The organism is Campylobacter sp. RM16189, assembly GCF_012978815.1.
GTDB lineage: Bacteria > Campylobacterota > Campylobacteria > Campylobacterales > Campylobacteraceae > Campylobacter_A.
This window is the reverse complement of record NZ_LIWR01000012.1, coordinates 1-17203: the sequence shown is the minus strand read 5'-3', so window position 1 is coordinate 17203 and position 17203 is coordinate 1. Positions and strand designations below refer to the sequence as shown.

12 protein-coding genes are annotated in these 17203 nt (G+C 30.8%); 6 read left to right on the top strand and 6 right to left on the bottom strand.

The genetic code is table 11. The features are described 5' to 3' along the window. Window positions 1–703: 703 nt before the first annotated feature. Window positions 704–3412, top strand: coding sequence for an ATP-dependent DNA helicase (locus CDOM16189_RS07665; RefSeq protein WP_169976051.1), 2709 nt, complete (start codon window positions 704–706; stop codon window positions 3410–3412). A gap of 1337 nt (window positions 3413–4749) precedes the next feature. Here the strand turns inward: CDOM16189_RS07665 and CDOM16189_RS09795 are convergent. Then, window positions 4750–5106 carry a hypothetical protein gene (locus CDOM16189_RS09795; protein ID WP_211436613.1) on the bottom strand — a complete coding sequence of 119 codons (357 nt, stop codon included), beginning with the start codon at window positions 5104–5106 and terminating at the stop codon, window positions 4750–4752. 290 nt (window positions 5107–5396) lie between these two features. Between CDOM16189_RS09795 and CDOM16189_RS07655 the strand changes: the two genes are divergently transcribed. Next, on the top strand, window positions 5397–5765 hold the full coding sequence (locus CDOM16189_RS07655; protein WP_169976053.1) for a sigma factor-like helix-turn-helix DNA-binding protein: 369 nt from the start codon (window positions 5397–5399) through the stop codon (window positions 5763–5765). Window positions 5766–5852: 87 nt separating this feature from the next. On the opposite strand, the gene CDOM16189_RS07650 is transcribed toward CDOM16189_RS07655, so the two are convergent. The 3 genes from CDOM16189_RS07650 to CDOM16189_RS07640 all read right to left on the bottom strand — a co-directional run bounded on the left by CDOM16189_RS07650 (window position 5853) and on the right by CDOM16189_RS07640 (window position 9423). Then, complete coding sequence (locus CDOM16189_RS07650; RefSeq protein ID WP_169976054.1) at window positions 5853–6191, bottom strand: hypothetical protein; 339 nt, start codon at window positions 6189–6191, stop codon at window positions 5853–5855. Between the two features lie 107 nt (window positions 6192–6298). Then, window positions 6299–7501: an McrC family protein gene (locus CDOM16189_RS07645; protein ID WP_169976056.1), complete on the bottom strand. Its 1203-nt coding sequence runs from the start codon at window positions 7499–7501 to the stop codon at window positions 6299–6301. Continuing rightward, window positions 7498–9423, bottom strand: coding sequence for an McrB family protein (locus tag CDOM16189_RS07640; protein ID WP_249321653.1), 1926 nt, complete (start codon window positions 9421–9423; stop codon window positions 7498–7500). The genes CDOM16189_RS07645 and CDOM16189_RS07640 overlap by 4 nt, the downstream gene beginning before the upstream one ends. Before the next feature lie 319 nt (window positions 9424–9742). Between CDOM16189_RS07640 and CDOM16189_RS07635 the strand changes: the two genes are divergently transcribed. Further along, entirely contained in the window at window positions 9743–11773 is a 2031-nt protein-coding gene (locus CDOM16189_RS07635; RefSeq protein ID WP_169976058.1) for an AAA family ATPase, read from the top strand. A gap of 293 nt (window positions 11774–12066) precedes the next feature. Next, window positions 12067–12324 carry a metallophosphoesterase family protein gene (locus CDOM16189_RS07630; protein ID WP_169976060.1) on the top strand — a complete coding sequence of 86 codons (258 nt, stop codon included), beginning with the start codon at window positions 12067–12069 and terminating at the stop codon, window positions 12322–12324. 7 nt (window positions 12325–12331) lie between these two features. Here the strand turns inward: CDOM16189_RS07630 and CDOM16189_RS07625 are convergent, their stop codons facing one another. Together CDOM16189_RS07625 and CDOM16189_RS07620 are read right to left on the bottom strand one after the other, a co-directional pair. Further along, window positions 12332–12619 carry a type II toxin-antitoxin system YafQ family toxin gene (locus CDOM16189_RS07625; protein ID WP_169976062.1) on the bottom strand — a complete coding sequence of 96 codons (288 nt, stop codon included), beginning with the start codon at window positions 12617–12619 and terminating at the stop codon, window positions 12332–12334. Further along, complete coding sequence (locus CDOM16189_RS07620) at window positions 12612–12869, bottom strand: CopG family ribbon-helix-helix protein (protein ID WP_169976064.1); 258 nt, start codon at window positions 12867–12869, stop codon at window positions 12612–12614. The genes CDOM16189_RS07625 and CDOM16189_RS07620 overlap by 8 nt, the downstream gene beginning before the upstream one ends. Before the next feature lie 1020 nt (window positions 12870–13889). On the opposite strand from CDOM16189_RS07620, the gene CDOM16189_RS07615 reads away from it, so the two are divergent. Next, window positions 13890–15968, top strand: coding sequence for a TonB-dependent siderophore receptor (locus CDOM16189_RS07615; RefSeq protein WP_170000923.1), 2079 nt, complete (start codon window positions 13890–13892; stop codon window positions 15966–15968). 78 nt (window positions 15969–16046) lie between these two features. Continuing rightward, complete coding sequence (locus CDOM16189_RS07610; protein ID WP_283240840.1) at window positions 16047–17111, top strand: PepSY-associated TM helix domain-containing protein; 1065 nt, start codon at window positions 16047–16049, stop codon at window positions 17109–17111. The last annotated feature ends 92 nt before the right edge of the window (window positions 17112–17203 follow it).

Below are 17203 nucleotides of genomic sequence, written 5' to 3'. Positions count from 1 at the left end.
GGTGTTTAAAAGGCAGGATAAACATAATAAAACTTTTAGTAAAAAGCATAAAACATTCTATTGTTATGACTAAGTGTTAGAAATCTATCCACTTTCATTCAGTCAAACTAGATAAAGACATAGAAGCTAAGTTTGAAAGAATAGCAAAGATACTTAAGCGAACAAAAAGCTTTTACGTTCAAGAAGCTATAAAATGTTCTTAGGGGGTATGAATGATTGTATAGATACTGTTAGGATGTATGAGTATTTAATATATTTAAATTGAAATGTTGTCAATTGTGCAAATTAAAACAAGTTACAATTTAATTGATACACATCACAATAATATTTGTATGTAGCTTTTACGCAAGACTATATTAAAATACAAAGAGAGGATTTTATAGGATTGAAAGCTGTAAAATCTTGATTAAAATTATAAAAACAGTAAAAATTATCTCATTAAGATGATAAAATACTTATTCCTATTCAATCTAAAATGATATTTTTTATGAGATAAAATATGAAATTTAAAACATCTAAAGACTCAAGTCATACAAACTATGGCTTATTTACTGCGTATGAACTAAGTTATAAAGAATTTATCAAGTTAAGTTTTGACGAATTTGTGAGCAAAAAATCTAAACCTAGATTAACAACTTAATATCGATAATACAAGCTTTGGTTTGTTTCTTAGTTTTGCCTCAAGATATCAAAAAGGATAAAAATGAATTTTGACAATCAAATTTTAATTATTTGTGAGAATATAGACAAAAACCTTGCAAATAACAGCATATGTGATGAACGGGGTTTTATAAGTCAAAATATCTTAGGTCAGCTTAGAACTCTAGTTGAATATATTTTTCAAAAAATTCACTCTACACAAGAAAATATAGACACAAACCAGTTTAAGCAAATAATAAATGAAAATGCCATTAAATATGTAAGATCAAAAGGAGGAAACTATCCATTTCTAGTAAAGTTTCACTCTTTCTTAGATAAGAGTACTTCTCACTATACTCTTAGTGAAAATTCCTCTGAGCGTCTGATGCTAAAGTATTTTATATATTTAATTGAATGTAAGAATTTTCTAAAAGAAAATTACAGCATTGAAGTTCTTAAAAATTTAAGTAAATTTCCGCTCAATTTAGACAAAAAATTTATGGAATATTACGAAAAAATTGCAGAAAAACTAGAAAATCAAAATATTTTAAGTAATTCTAGTAAAGAGAGCAGTGCTTACTATGTAACAAAAATAAAACCATTTATTGTAAAAGAACAAATTTATTATGAGATAACATTTGTAAATGTTGTTGATAATTTTAACAAATTTGACAAATTAATTGCATTCTCTAAATTTAGAATTTTTGATAATTATGCCTTAAATTTATGGCTTCATAACGAAAAGATAGAAATTTTAACCAAACAAATGCAGATAAAGATTATTGATGATTGGGAAGTTGCTATAAGACCCGCCGAATGGCAAAATTTTGGAAAAATATTTGGACTTTATAAAACAATAGGAAGAACAAATGAATATAAAGAATTGATGCGATTTTTAACACAAAATAAAATTAGCTTAGTTGATTTGATTGATAGGCACGACTATGAAAATATTAAAAACGATATTATTTCTAAAGGAAATGTTTCACATATTTTTGATATTTTAGACAGAGCAAAATCGGTAACGCAAGACGGTAAAAATACCGTTAGATATTTATTGTACAATTTAAGAAATCAAATAATAAAAAAGCAATTCGATAGCAATGAAAATCAATTCTTATCAAATTTAAGATTAAATTACAAATGTTCTCCTTTTGAACAAATGCCGTTTGCAACATCTTTACTTAACCACAATCCTAGTTTTTATGACTTAATGGAGTGCTTGAACCCAGCAGGAAGAGAGTATGAAATTTTTGCAAGAGCAGTAAGAAGCAAAATTGAAAATAATGGAAATTTATTTGTTGATAAAAAAGATTTTAATTTTAATAATATTGATGGCTTACGAGACAAATTTAATTCACTGCTTTGGAAGGGAAACACAAAAAATCCAAAAGGTCACACAGGCAGGAGAATTGAAGAATTTCAAAATCATTTTTACATAAAAGAGTATGTTGAAAAATCAATCGAAATTATTGATATACTTGGCGAATTAACCAAAAGCGGTATTGAGGGTTATTCAAATTCAGTAAAAGATTGGTTAAGTAAAAATCCAAATTTAATCAATGATAACAATAAAAAAGAAATTATTATTAATATGTTTGAGCATTCAAAAGTAGCGTTGATTTATGGTGCTGCAGGAACAGGCAAGACAAAATTGTTAGGATATGTATCAAAATTTTTTAAAGATCACACAAAATTATTTTTAGCAAACACAAATACTGCCGTAGATAATTTAAAAAGAAGGGTTGATGCAAATTTAGATAGCGATTTTAAAACAGTTACGAAAATAGCATCAAGCAAATCTGAGCACAAATATGATATTTTAATCGTTGATGAGTGTAGCACTATAAGCAATGATGATATGAAAAAAGTATTAAATAAAGTGCAGTTTGATCTTATTCTTTTGGTCGGAGATATATATCAGATAGAAGCAATATCTTTTGGAAATTGGTTTAAAATAGCTCAAAAATTTCTTAAAAATTGCTCTTTTTACCTAGAAAAAACATACAGAACAAAAGATGAAAAACTCTTAAATTTATGGAATGAAGTAAGGAATTTTGGCGACTCTATCAGTGAAATTTTGCAAAGAGAAAATTATTCGCAAAGACTAGAAGATTTAAGTTTTGAAAGCAAAGATGATGAAATTGTTTTGTGCCTAAATTATGACGGTTTATACGGAATCAATAACTTAAACACAATTTTACAAGAAAATAACAAAGAAAAAGGTGTTGAATGGAATCTCCATACATATAAGATTGGCGATCCGATTTTATTTAATGAAACGGAGAGATTTAAGCCTTTGATTTATAATAATATGAAAGGAAAGATTGTTGATATTGAGCTTGAGAATAAGCAAATTTGGTTTAGTATTGAGATAGAAAAAACAATAAACGCACTAGATGCTAAAAATTATGATTTTGAGTTGCTAGAAAATCAAGGAAAATCTGTTATAAAATTTTATGTAAATAAATACAAAACAGCCGATGAAGACGGAGGTTATAAAGATGACGAGGAAGCTACTGCCCCTTTTCATGTAGCTTATGCTATATCCATCCATAAAGCACAGGGCTTAGAATACAACTCCGTAAAGATAGTTATAAGTAGTGAAATTGATGAGATGATAACTCACAATATCTTTTATACTGCTATTACTAGAGCAAAGCAAAATTTAAAAATTTACTGGTCGCCTGAAGCTGAAAAGAAAATTTTAGAAAGTTTCAGAAAAATAAACAATAATAAAGATATTGAGTTTTTGAAAAAAATAAAAAAGTAAAATATTAAATATTTTAAGCTGCCAAAAGATGGCTTAAATTTTTACCTATCATAAATAAAATTTTTATTTATATCGCTTTCTCTAGAGGTGACTTAACTTCGCCATCTTTGATAGCGAGTGCATGTGCATCACTTACGCCTTCAAAAATATAAACTCTTTTCTTTTTATCTGTGGATCAAGTTTTAAGATGCTTGAGTACTGTTTTGAGGGCAGATAAATTCTTCTTACTCGCCTATTTGTGACATAGTAGTCTTTTACTATATCTCCATCATCAGCCTTTTTGTCAAAGCTTGCTGTATATTCGATTTAAAGAGGTTATCGGTATCTGAAAAGCTTGGTTTTATTTTGCATTTGTTTTGGTGCGTATTTGAAAAACTTATAAATTTTGTTGTGTTCCATAAGCCCGGCTGAACCATTAAAGAGCTTAGGTCAACAGCATCTTTTATCTGCATGATCTAATTAAAATAATCTAGACTTTAATAAAATATATTGAAAACTAATTGGTAAGTTTTAAAAACAAAGCTGTTAATTTAAGTATTTTCATAAAACATAAAAAAGATATCATTTTTTATATCATTTTAAGCCTTATATTTAGGGATTTAACTTATTTTTATAATTTTACCTTTTGAAAACCGATTGAAAAATTTATGAAATTTAACAAAAACTTTTCCGATTTTTTCCATTTTATTTCTAAGCTTATCCTATTTTATTCTACTTTATTCCGAAAAAAAGTGAGTCAAAAGTGAGTCACTACCATTTTTTTAGTAAGCTTAAAGTGGCTAAAATACAGTGTTTAATGCAAGCCGGTTCTGATTCAGCATCCGGAGCCATTTCCTTTCAGTTCCATTTTTTTCTTTATTTTTCCATTTTATTCTTTTTCTTTCTAAAAAGTTCTTAAAAAGCCTTAAATACGAGCTTAGAATCAACTATTTTTCTTTGATTTTTGATCTATTTTTGCTTAAATTTTTCTTATTTTTTCTTTAAATTTCTTATTGATTCTACTCTATTCCGAAAAAAAGTGAGACAAAAGTGAGACAGTAAGTATGAAATTTTTTACTGTCTCACTTTTTAATAAAGTACTATTTTAAAAGCTCATATGATTATACGCTATTACAAAAATAACAGTTTACTTTTTAGTTGTTGGTTCGAATACTATAGTAAGGATTTTTTTGTATTATTTTTTTTGATATTAAATTTAAGAAGTATATTTCCTGACTTTCTTATATATTTTGTATATTTACTACATAATAGATACCTTAACTGCAGATAGAATTAGCCATATAAATAATTTTAATCAATGGAGCAATTAAGAGATATAAAAATTTAAATGTATTAAATTAACAATAAAAGATTAAACAGTGTAGAGTATCGGTTGTTGTGTCATACCTTTCATCCATAACATTATAGGTGATATGCTCGATAATCGCTGTCGCCTTTTCATCATTAATTAGTCCCGCTACACGAATAATAAATTCTTCCGGATTATCTTTAAACTGATTAAATACAGATTCTTCCATACCCTGCAAAATTTGAATTACAGCCTTTCTAGTTAGACCGGTTTCCTCTACTAGTTTGCCTATCAAATCATACTTTAGATTTGAATTCGTGGCTACAGAAACATTGTAGATTCGCAAACTTTCCTTTGAAAATGAACTTGTGTTTATTAAATCACTTCTTGACTTAATCTCTTTCATTGTACCCGTTTCCACTTTGAAGTGAATCTTCGGAATCAATAACTTCTTATTAAGAGAGATAATAGAGTTTTTTACAAGCTCTTCTGTATCAAAATCTACAACATAAACGGATTTAGAATTAATTTTCGAACATAACGCCTTAAACTCAGGCATTGCAAGTTTTTCCTCATCAACGGTAAGCTTAACAGTAAATATGTCCTTTTTGCTCGGTAAAATACTTTTATGGATCAACCTATGTAAAAAATTAACAAAATATACTATTACAAGACACAATCTACAAAGGAGTCCATATGCAAAATTTAACCCAAATAAAAGAAATGCTCGAAGTCGCCGAAGAACTGCGAGAAAAAGTCAAATTTATGGTGAATGCCACCGATGTCTCTGTGGAAGATAAGTTTAGGTTAAAAAATATCAAGAGCGATTTGGCGGGTATTATAAATTCCCTTCAGGCCAAAACTATCCAGGAAGTGTCTAAGCTAGCAGACTTAAAAAACGGAAACACTGGAGTAGGCGGTCCATATACATTAGAAGAAACCGGGCTAGTACTAGGTGGAGTAACTAGAGAGCGTGTAAGACAAATAGAAGCCCAAGCCATAAAAAAGATCAAACATCCAAGGATAGTAAGGAAATTTTATGATTACGTGAAAGAAATATCTTAAATTTATCCGCGGATAGAATAGAGGGCCATCAATCAGCCCTTATTTGCCCTTGTATTTTTACGGTTTATTATAGGCTAAGGAGATAGGCTACCAAGTTGGATTAATGGAGTTGCTCTTTAGTATTTTAGATACTTCTTGATATTCGTACGGCGTCATCTCTACGTTTAGTATCATCTGCCGTATCTCTTGCACAAACTTAGTATCAAAGCCAAAATCTTGATCTAGATTCTGCAATATAAATTTTACTTCATCTATTACGTCATAAGTATTATTTAGCGCCTTTACGGCTTGCCTATAAAAATCCTTTGCCATATCCGTGCAGCTGTATTTAGTGAAAATGGCATTCCACACAAAATCATCACTAGATTTTGCCCTTATTAAAAAAGAATACTTGTCATACTCCTGCCACATCTCTTCTTCTGTCATATTGCTCTTTCGTGTTTTAAAATATACGACTAAGTAATAGTAAATTTAAGTGCACAAATTCAATACCTAAAAGAGGAAAAACTAGAATCTAGGTCGTATGGATAATGTTAAGCTAATAAATATCTGGTAAGCTTGTCTTTTTCTAAATCAAAATATAAAACATTAAGCTGCATATCGTTTTCATATCTAAATTTCATAGCCTTTTGATCGACACTGCTTGTCCTTGGATAGATGAGATATAGCTTGTTGCACTCGTATTTTTTGCCGTAAGCGTATAGCTGGTATAGGTCGGCTTGAGATATATCTTTTTCTGATTTTACTATTTTCCACTTTGTATCAGCTATATAATTTCGTTTTTGATTCTTTAAAAATATATCCAGTTTTAGCATAAAGTCTTTTGGTTTTTCTATAAGATGCTTTTGTGAATGCTGTAATTTAGCATTCGGAAGCTTTTTCTTTATAAAATTTCCGACATAGCTTTCAAAAAGTCTATTCATATCAAAAAGCAGGGCAAAAGCCACATCGCTACCTCTATACGGACTAAACGACTTCTTTTGTAAAAATATCTTGCTCCATAAAAGCGCTTGTTCATAGTGTTTTGTTTGGCGATTGAGTTTTAAGCGGCTAAAGTCCGCGTTTATATCGGAGCTAGATGAAATTTCGTCAAAAGCAAATAAATATTCTCTAATAAGCCGTTGATTTCTGCTTGATTTTGAGCGCTTGTATAAAAACTCGAGCGTGCTTTTTATAAGACGATTTTCGGCCCTATCTGTGAAAAACTCTTGATAGCAAACGTAAAATCTCTCTTTATGGACGATATTTTTACGTATTTGCTCCGATATTTTAAGCTTTCCTTTTAAAAATTTTAGATTATCTTCTAGCTCTACATAGTCGCTTTTTATGCCTATTTTTATGAGTTTTGATACTTCGTCGAGGAACATTGATATAAAAATTTCAAGAAGCGGCAAATTTAGGCTTTTTAAATTTGCTATGTTTATATTTTTAAACGGATGACTTTTTAAAGTCTTTAGCATCGTTAGTAAAATCTTTTTAGAATTTTCTACCGCCTCTTCATTGCTACTATTATCGTTGTCGTGGATCTTAGGAAGTATCTCAAGGCTATCGCCGCTTTTTGTCTGGATGATACCGACGTAGTTTTGAGCTTGTAAAAAATCGCCCCTTTTGTCTCTACCGGGCTTTAAAAACTCTACTGCGGCAAAATTTTCTCTAGTAAAGGCATCTACGGCTTTAAATAGGTTTTGGTCGTCTTCCGGGCGAAATTTTTCAAACTCTATTAAGTATTTGATCATTGCTCTTGCGTTTTGTTTTGTTTGTAAATTTTTATATAGCTTTGAGGGTTGTTGAAAGTTTCTTGGTTGTTTATCTCGTATAAGACTTTATCGTCTACATCGTCGATCTTTGATACAAATAATTCTTTTGCAACCATATTTTTCTTGACTTTAACAAACTGAAAGTCTTCGTTTTTCTGATTATCTCCTAGAACTAGCCTTATTTTCTCCCAGTCGTCGTAAAAATACTCTTGTAGTAGTGGTAAAATTTTGTTTTTAAAGACATTTGCAAGCGTTTCCATGTCTGACGCATTTATAAAATAAGCATGCCCTATCATGTGATCCCTGTCGTAAAGATACTCTATGCGTTCATTTATCGTTTTTAGCATTTGCCCAATATCTATGCCGGCAACTTCTTTTAGATTATTGTATTCTGGCATCATCTCCACAAACTCAAACCTTCTTCTAAGTGCTGTATCCATAAGGGCTATGCTGCGATCTGCCGTATTCATCGTGCCGACTATATATAAATTTGACGGCACTCCAAATTTCTCTTTTGAGTATGGTAGCTCCACTATTATCTCGTCATCTGCACCGAGTCTTTTTGATGGCTCTATGAGCGTTATAAGCTCGCCGAAAATTTTAGATATATTTCCGCGATTGATTTCGTCGATGATTAATACTCGCTTTTCTGATTTTCTGTTTGATTTTTCCATATAATATTCAACTAAATATGTGAACAAATTTGTATAGCCATTTACTATATATTTTTCGAGTATTTCTGGATTTTTTTCTGCCGCGTTTTTATTTTTAATATCTTCTATTGTAATAGATCCTTTTTTTAATAATCTCGCTAATTCTTCTACTAAATAAATTGGGACAGGAATTTCTCCTTGTATATTTTTTTTCTTTAGTTTTATGAGCTCGCTTCCAACATAAGAGATCGTATATCCTTCTATCACATCTCCTATATTAAAAATTGCATTCTTGGAAATATCTTTAAAAACTCCATTTGTTATTTTGTATTCTAATCCTTCATCTTGGTTAAAGACAGGTTTTATGCCCTCAACAAATTCTTCATATCCATAGCTTTGATGAAATGTTACAAATTTTATTTGTCCGCCTTGTATATATTCATCAAATTTCTTTTTTAGGTCATCTCTGTTTTCGCTTCTATCGACTTTTCTTTCTTCTAGTATCTCTATGGCTTTTACTACTGTGGTGTATGTCTTTCCGGTTCCTGGAGGGCCGTATAAAATTTGATTTAAGGGATAAGTTGCTGTTTTGTTATCATTGGCCGGCTCATTTTCTTTCTCTTCTTCTAATGCGGACTGTTTTGAATCGTTTTCTTTTGCGTATTCATTCCATAGCGAGGACGAATAATCGTAAAAGTCAATATTGTCTGGCTTCTTTTTAATTAGTTCTTTTTGAATTTGTGATATCCTGTTTGATTCTATATTATTTTTCTGAGCGAGATACTTAAAGGCATCTCGTGAAACAATACGTAAAAGGGTTTTATCTGGCGCATATAAAAAAGCTATTTTCCATTTTACGGCATCGCCTAGATCAATGCTGTCAATATTCTCAAATTCTTTGTTTTGTGCGTGATTTATAATTTGTAAAATGAGGCTTTTTATTTTTTCAAACGCTTCATTTCTAGTGTTTCCATATTTTAAATACCAGCCGTACTCACCATCGCCTGTTTGACCGCTTCTGAGTTCCTTTTTGTCATCATTTTGGGCTCTTTTGAAAATTCCAAATTTATAAGCCGACCCACCCCATATACTTATAAGATTTTCTGTTTTGCTTTCAAGCCAGTATGTAAAAGTATCCTTGTTGCCGATTCCTGTGTATTGTTCTATGGTCATATTTTTTACAGCTTGTAAAGTCCATCTTTGTTGAAACTCATCTCTTGGCTTTAAACATTCTTGCAATGATGACATTTTTGCTCCTTGTTTACTATTTTTTAAAATATATCTCTACCTACGGCTTATTATATGCCGCTATCTTTTAAATATTATTAAAGAAGTATTTTATTTAACTCATTCAAGATACTATATTATTTACAAACAGTTTCATTTTTACTAGTTTATAATTACAAAATATTGAAGCTTTTGGCCTTCTAAATCGTGTATTACCCACGTAATTTTGTTAAATGGCATTATAGGCGCACTAATCTTATAAATATACCTAGTTGGACAATTTTTTGTCCTTTTAACCTAGTAAAATACCTTCAAACAAAAAACAAACAAGGAGCCAGGTATGAGAAACGAAAGCTTTTATGTAGATAACGAGATATATGACCTTGCGATGCTTTGGATACTTCGTGCGATTTTTCGCACAGGCGGAGAAAGGGAGTTTTTAAGATGCAGATACGATAATGTCCTCGAGTTTCTAGGCGTGCATTCAAGCGAGCCTACAAAGCAGGACATCGAAGCTCTTAAAAATAGGCTTGACGTCCTTGAAAAAACTAAAATCTCATGCGAACTAAAAGATCTCGAGCATAATCTAAATTTACTTCAGTCAAATTTAGGTCTAAACGACGCCGAAAAGACTATTCTCAGATTCGTCGCTATTGTGTTTAACTACGAGATCGTCTCGGATGCTTGCGAACTGATAGGAGATCTAAACAACAGACAAGCCGCAAAAGCCGTGTCTCAGATACTAAATTTCAATTTTAGTGATGTTCAAAACTCCTTTAGAAAAGACGGAATTTTCGCCAAGACCTCGCTAATAAAAATGGACGCCTACTGTGCGCGTAGCCTAAGATCCAAAATCGACGTACTAAATAATGACTTTATAAGCGCATTATTTGTTAAATGCGAAAGCATAGACGAGATATTCGCAAGTGCTATAAAACCGTGTAGCCAAACGAATTTGAAGCTTAAAAACTATACTCACGTAAAAGAGGATACGCAAATTTTAGTCTCTTTTCTAAAAAACGCTATTCGTAAAAAGCAAAAAGGAGTAAACGTGCTCCTCTACGGTTCAGCAGGGACGGGCAAAACAGAGCTGAGTAAAGTAATAGCTAATGAGCTAAATTTAAAACTCTATGAAGTTGCTTATGCAGACGAAAGTGGATATGCAAATGAGACCCAAAGGATAAGATCTTATTGTCTTGCGCAAAACGTATTATCCGCCGGATCAAATTTGCTGATGTATGACGAAGCTGAAGACGTGTTTAACACAAGAAACAACGAGAAAAGACAATACGGTAAAGCCTTTATAAATAGGACCTTAGAAACAAACGAGGTTCCGACTATCTGGATAACCAATGATATTTACAGTATGGATGAAGCCGTAGTTAGACGCTTTAACTTAGCTATAGAGCTAGGAGTGCCGAATCAAAACACAAGAGCAAAAATCATCAAAGAGTATAGTGCCAATTTGATAGACAATAAGCTAATAAATAAGCTAGCAAAGAATAAATTTATAGCTCCAGCTATCGTTAGCAATGCGAGTTTAGTCGTTTCAAATTTAAACGCGAGAGATAAAAACAAAGCCTTTGAGCGAGTGATAAGCAACACTTTAAAAGCGCAAGGATATGGAGAGATAGAAAAAGACAAGAAAAAAGAAAAGTCAAGCGATGATCTTCCTAGCAGTTATGACCCAAATTTCATAAACTCAGACTGCGATCTAAATGAACTAATGAGGGGCATAAAAGATAGCAAAAGCGCTAGGATTTGCCTCTACGGAGTACCCGGCACCGGCAAGAGCGCCTATGCTAAATTTATCGCTAAAAGCCTAAGAAGGTCTATAATCATCAAAAAAGGAAGCGATCTTTTATCTATGTGGGTCGGAGGAACCGAGCAAAATATAGCAGAGGCTTTTAAAGAAGCCAAGAGCAAAAAAGCAGTGCTTGTATTCGACGAAGTAGATAGCTTTTTACAAGATAGAAGTATGGCTGCGAGAAGCTGGGAGATAACTCAGGTAAATGAGATGCTAGTGCAGATGGAGAGCTTTGATGGGATATTTATCGCAACTACGAATTTAATAGACAACCTCGATAAGGCAAGCCTTAGAAGATTTGATCTAAAGCTAGAGTTTGGGTATCTGTTGCCAAATCAAGCTCTAAATTTATTTAAAAAAGAGTGTGCCTTGCTAAAAGTCAAGTTTTACGAAAATATAGCTAAAAAAGTTTCAAATTTAGACTCACTAGCTCCGGGAGATTTTGCTAGCGTGAGAAGACAAGCTAAATTTAGACCTATTAAAAACGGAGATGATTTTTATGAGAGACTAGAGCAAGAAGTTGCTCTCAAGAATGAAGATAAAAACGCTAAGATAGGGTTTTAGTGATTATCCTTAACTAGGTATTTTGTTGGGTATACACGACAAAATATCTCTTTATGAACATTTCAACACCATATATCTAAAGAGTGTAGGGTATGCGATGAAAAGGTAAGAGTAGTAGTGAATTCATACGGATATAAAACTAAAAGAATGTCCGAAACTACAAATTATGAAGCAAAAATAGTAGAAATTTAAGTACACCTTCAAATTTTTAGATGTAGAATCATCTCTACCTTTATATTCCACAAACAAAACTTCCACAAAGCAATTAGTATTTATATTTAAAAGGATATTGGATGAATAGTAATATATTTTTTACATCCGATCTACATTTCGGGCATAAGAGCGTATTAAATTTCTGCCCTTGCTTTAGGAGTTTTAGATCGGTGGATGAGATAGATAATAGACTGATTGGCTTTTGGAATGATACGGTAAGTGTAAACGATGAAGTTTATAATTTAGATGATTTCTCTTTTTATAGGGATATTGAAAAGACAATATCTATTTCAGAGAGACTAAACGGTGTAGAATTATTAGAAGTAGAAAGAAAGTGAGAAAGACTTAGTAGATTTTAAATATTTTATTATGAGATCCAACTCTAACACAAGACAAGATTAAAGTATCTTCAATTTTTTTATAAACTAAAAGCAAATTAGGTCTTATGTGACATTCTCTATACTCTTTATATTCACCTTTTAAGTTGTGATCTTTATATTTTTTATCTAAAATCTCATCATTTGCTATCTTTTTAATTACATCTGTTATCTCGTTTAAAGCATCCTCATCTTTTTTAAATTTTTTAATGTCGTTTTTAAAAGAGCTAGTATATTTAACCTCATATTTAGTCATTTAAAATATCCATCATCATTTTATCAATATCTCGATACCCTTTATATTTTGATGGATTATTTATAATTTCCTGACTCTCTCTTATCGCCTTTATAGTTTCTTCGTTTAATTCATATTTGTTCTCATCATAATTATCCAAATAATATCTCAATGCTTCTTTTATATAGTAAGATTTTGAGCGTTTTGTTTTATTGCATAATAAAGAAATTCTAGCCGATAAATCTTTATCAAGTCTAACCGAGTGTAACATCTTGCTTCCTTTTTTGTATTTGTAATACAAGTATAACAAAATAAAAGATAAAAATCAATTATCCTTTTATTTTTGTATAAAAATAAAATAATTTAACTAATTATAAAGCCCTAAAATACGGCATTTCATTAAACATAAAAAATCTATCATTTTTTTTCATATCTTTTAAATCCCTAAACTTAGGGATTTAACTTATTTTTGTAATTTAACCTTTTAAAAACCGATTGAAAAATTTATGAAATTTAACAAAAACTTTTCCTATTTTTTCCATTTTATTTCTAAGCTTATCCTGTTTTATTCTACTTTATTCCGATAAAAGTGAGACAAAAGTGAGTCACTAGCATTTTTTTAGTAAGCTTAAAGTACCTAAAATACAGTGTTTAATGCAACCCGGTTCTGATTCAGCATCCGGAGCCATTTCCTTTCAGTTCCATTTTTTTCTTTATTTTTCCACTTTATTCTTTTTCTTTCTAAAAAGTTCCTAAAAAGCCTTAAATGCGAGCTTAGAATTAACTATTTTTCTTTGATTTTTGATCTATTTTTGCTTAAACTTTTCTTATTTTTTCTTTAAATTTCTTATTGATTCTACTCTATTCCGAAAAAAAGTGAGTCAAAAGTGAGTCACTAGATAAAAACTTAAACAAGTGACTCACTTTTTAATAAAATATGACTTTGAAACTTCTTATGATTATATGTTATTACAAAAATATATGTTTACTTTTTAGTTATTGGTTCGAATCCAAACATAGGACTATCAAAATCTATAATTTTATAAGTTCAATATTTATTGAGCTGTAGAGGCTATTCAAGGTTTTTCTTTTTAACATATTTATAAACTTATGACTTTATTATTCTATAAAAAAGTTAGTAAAAAGATTACAATATAAACAATTTTTAAATAAATCCTAAGAGTTAAAAAATATAATATTTAATATCAATTTTATTTTAAAAAAAAAGGAAAAATAATGAAAAGCAAAATTTCATTAAGCGTTGCTCTCCTGTTTGCTATAGGGGGGGGGATTGCAAGCAGCCGAAGAGGTGAAGCTTGATGCCATAGAAGTGGCATCAGATTACTTAGGTGAAAGCACCGAGGATAGTAACTCTTACGGATACAAGGCAAGTAAAGCTGCTACTGGTTTGGAGCTTTCAATTCTTAAAACTCCACAATCTACAGATGCTTTAACAAGTAAAAATCTAAAACAAACAACTAGTTCGAGTTACGAAGCAAACGATGCATTAAATAGAGTTGTTGGTGTAAGTTTTAGAAAAAGAGACCCTGAAAGATTTGAAATTCACTCAAGAAACAGCGAAGTTGATAGTATCTCAATAGATGGCGTAACACTTCAAAACGCTCAGCACAATGGAATTTCCGAAGTAGGATTAACAGATACTTCGCTACTTGATAGAATCGAAATCGTTCGTGGTGCAACTGGACTTATGAAAGGTGCCGGAGAGCCTTCGGCAAACATAAACTTAGTCCGCAAAGTGCCGCATGTTACAAAAGATTTTGCAAGACTTGGATTAAGTTATGGATCTTGGGATTTTAAAAGAGTTGATACTGATTTATCTTATGCACTCAATAAAGACAGGAGTATTAGGGCGAGATTAAATTTTGCTCTACAAGACAGGGATTATTTTGTAGATAGATATAAATCAAGAAAAGGAGTAGTTGCTGGAGTTGTTGATTTTGATATCGGTGATAGCTCGCTTTTAAGAATTGGAGCCGATTATATAAATACTAAAAATAAAGCTACAATGTGGTCAGGACTTTTTAGAAAAGATGCAAGTGGAAACACTTTGGACTTTCCTATAGGCTATAACTTTTCACCGTCTTGGGCTAGTTCATCAAGTGTAGTTACTACACAATTCTTAAATTTTAGACATTTTTTTGATAATGATTTTGAGCTAGATTTAAGCTATAACCACCAAAATTTTAAGCAAGATTGGTATCGATTTGATGTGGATAATTCTACATATATTAACGGAAATTTTACAAAAGCATCGTCTTTATTTACAAAAGCAGATAGAAAAATTGATGTTTTAACGGCTAAACTAAGCGGTGATTACGAAATAGCAAATATTGCTAATCAATTTGCTCTTACTCTTCAAAGTAATAAAAATAAATTAAATTTTGATATTTACAAACCTACTACCGCAGCAGGAATTTGGGATTCTTTTGATTTTAGTGGCAGATTTTTTGAAGGCAAGTTTAATCAAGGTAGACCAGATTACGAATTAGCCGATAAGGCAAATATGAAAACAACCCAAAATTCAATTAGTCTTATTAATAACACTAATTTGACAGACAATCTTTCAGTCTTACTCGGTTTAAGACTCACTAAGTATTCAAGAGTTACAAAAACAGATCAAGGTAGCTGGTATGAAGCTGAAGATTATAAAAATAATAATGTATCTAAATATTTTGGTTTAACTTATGAATATATCAAAGGACATACAATTTATGCAAGTATAACCGATATTTTTACTCCACAAGCTGAAATTGACGAAAACAAGAAAAAACTTAAACCTATAGTCGGAACGAACTATGAAATAGGTTTGAAATCGCAATTTTTAGATGGAAATATAAACACTAATTTAGCGGTTTTTGAAACAAGACGAAATGGAGTTGCTTCGCTTGTTAAATCTATAGAACACGATACAATTTGGATTTATGAACCAGTAAATGGTGCTAAAACAAGAGGATTTGAAGTTGGACTAAGCGGAAATATTGGTAACCTAAATATTTATGGAGGTTATACTTATGCGGTCGCAAAAGATCATAAAAAACAACCTTTAAACACTTACATTCCAACAAAAACTTTTAAATTTGCTCTCGACTATGAAATCCTTAAAGGAGTTAACGTTGGCGGTGATTATAGTTGGAGAAATGCTACATATTTAGCTTGGGATGATAAGAAATTTGATACTCCAGCTTTCGGAATTTTAAACTTGCATGCAAATTATCAAGTTACACCTAAATTTAAAGTTCAAGCAAATATCAACAACGCTCTCAACAAAAAACATATCTTAAATGATTGGGGTCGGTATACAAATGGCGAGCCACGCAATTTTATGCTAAGGGCTGAATACGAATTTTAGTTTATAAAACTCCTTTTTAAGTTTTTGGGCTAGATTTTCTAGCCCAAAAATATACCTTTAAGGCTTGCTTTGAAAAAAATGATAAAAAAATTACACCTTTATTTGGGTTTTGTTTGCGCTTTGATTTTTTTAAATTTATCAATATCTGGGATTATGATAAGCTTTTTTAATGATTATAGTCATTTGATCGACAAAGTTTACTATGGACAGATGAGAGGAGAGCAAAAGAGCCTTAATACAATTTTGACAGATTTAAAGAAAAAAAACCAAAATTTTGCTCTAGAGCGTATAGTTTTCGGAGATTATTATGTTGGCTTTAGAGGATACGAAAATGATAAAAGTAGAAGCTTTTATTTTTACTCTAAAGATGGTACTTTTATTGGTAGCAATATTGCTTCAAATAAATTTTTAAATTTTATATACTCTTTACATTTTAATCTTGGCTTCGAAATATTTGGCTATGAAAAAATTGGGGAGTGGATTATTACGTTAGCCAACCTTGGAATTTTATTTTTTATTTTTTCCGGTATCTATCTTTATATGCCTGATTTAAAGCGAAATTTAAAAAAATCAATGAGCTTAAATTTCAATTTTCGTGGTCTCGCTAAATTAAGGAATTTGCACTCAGTTTTTGGGCTTTATATTGCCTCTATTTTAATGATTATTTCGCTTACGGCTACTTACTATTGCTTTTCTTATGTCATGGATTTTATAAACAAATTTGAAAGTGATCTAAAATTTTCCCAGCCTGAGAAAGATTTTATAGGGATTGATTTTGACAAGGCACTATCTAGTTTTCAAAATATTAGCAATAATTCTTGGCTATGCATTTACGACAAAGATAGCTATAAGATTATATTAGGAAATTTTGACCATTATAATATTACAAGAGATGAAGATAAAACTTTTCATATGAAAGAAAGTAAGTTGTATTTATATGATATTATTTATAATCTTCACACGGGATTTTTTAATCGCTTTACTCAAATTGTTTGGGTGATCTGCTGTATTGTACTTTTGGTTGTAGTCTGGCTTGGTATCAAAATGGGATTTAGAAAAAGAAAAAAACTAGACACTAAATTTAACAATTTAAGCATGATCGATTTTTTAAGAAATATACTAAATGTAACTAAATTTCCCTAATTCTTAAACCAAATTACCGGCTTTAAGCTTCCTAAACTTAAATCAGCAAATCTATAGAGATAAAAACCAAGTTCGCGTTTAGCTTTTATATC

Coding starts and splice junctions, on each gene's coding strand:
- CDOM16189_RS07610 (WP_283240840.1), top strand. CDS start 16,047: ATGATAAAAAAATTACACCTTTATTTGGGTTTTGTTTGCGCTTTGATT.
- CDOM16189_RS07630 (WP_169976060.1), top strand. CDS start 12,067: ATGAATAGTAATATATTTTTTACATCCGATCTACATTTCGGGCATAAG.
- CDOM16189_RS07625 (WP_169976062.1), bottom strand. CDS start 12,619: ATGACTAAATATGAGGTTAAATATACTAGCTCTTTTAAAAACGACATT.
- CDOM16189_RS09795 (WP_211436613.1), bottom strand. CDS start 5,106: ATGAAAGAGATTAAGTCAAGAAGTGATTTAATAAACACAAGTTCATTT.
- CDOM16189_RS07665 (WP_169976051.1), top strand. CDS start 704: ATGAATTTTGACAATCAAATTTTAATTATTTGTGAGAATATAGACAAA.
- CDOM16189_RS07645 (WP_169976056.1), bottom strand. CDS start 7,501: ATGATCAAATACTTAATAGAGTTTGAAAAATTTCGCCCGGAAGACGAC.
- CDOM16189_RS07620 (WP_169976064.1), bottom strand. CDS start 12,869: ATGTTACACTCGGTTAGACTTGATAAAGATTTATCGGCTAGAATTTCT.
- CDOM16189_RS07640 (WP_249321653.1), bottom strand. CDS start 9,423: ATGTCATCATTGCAAGAATGTTTAAAGCCAAGAGATGAGTTTCAACAA.
- CDOM16189_RS07655 (WP_169976053.1), top strand. CDS start 5,397: ATGCAAAATTTAACCCAAATAAAAGAAATGCTCGAAGTCGCCGAAGAA.
- CDOM16189_RS07635 (WP_169976058.1), top strand. CDS start 9,743: ATGAGAAACGAAAGCTTTTATGTAGATAACGAGATATATGACCTTGCG.
- CDOM16189_RS07650 (WP_169976054.1), bottom strand. CDS start 6,191: ATGACAGAAGAAGAGATGTGGCAGGAGTATGACAAGTATTCTTTTTTA.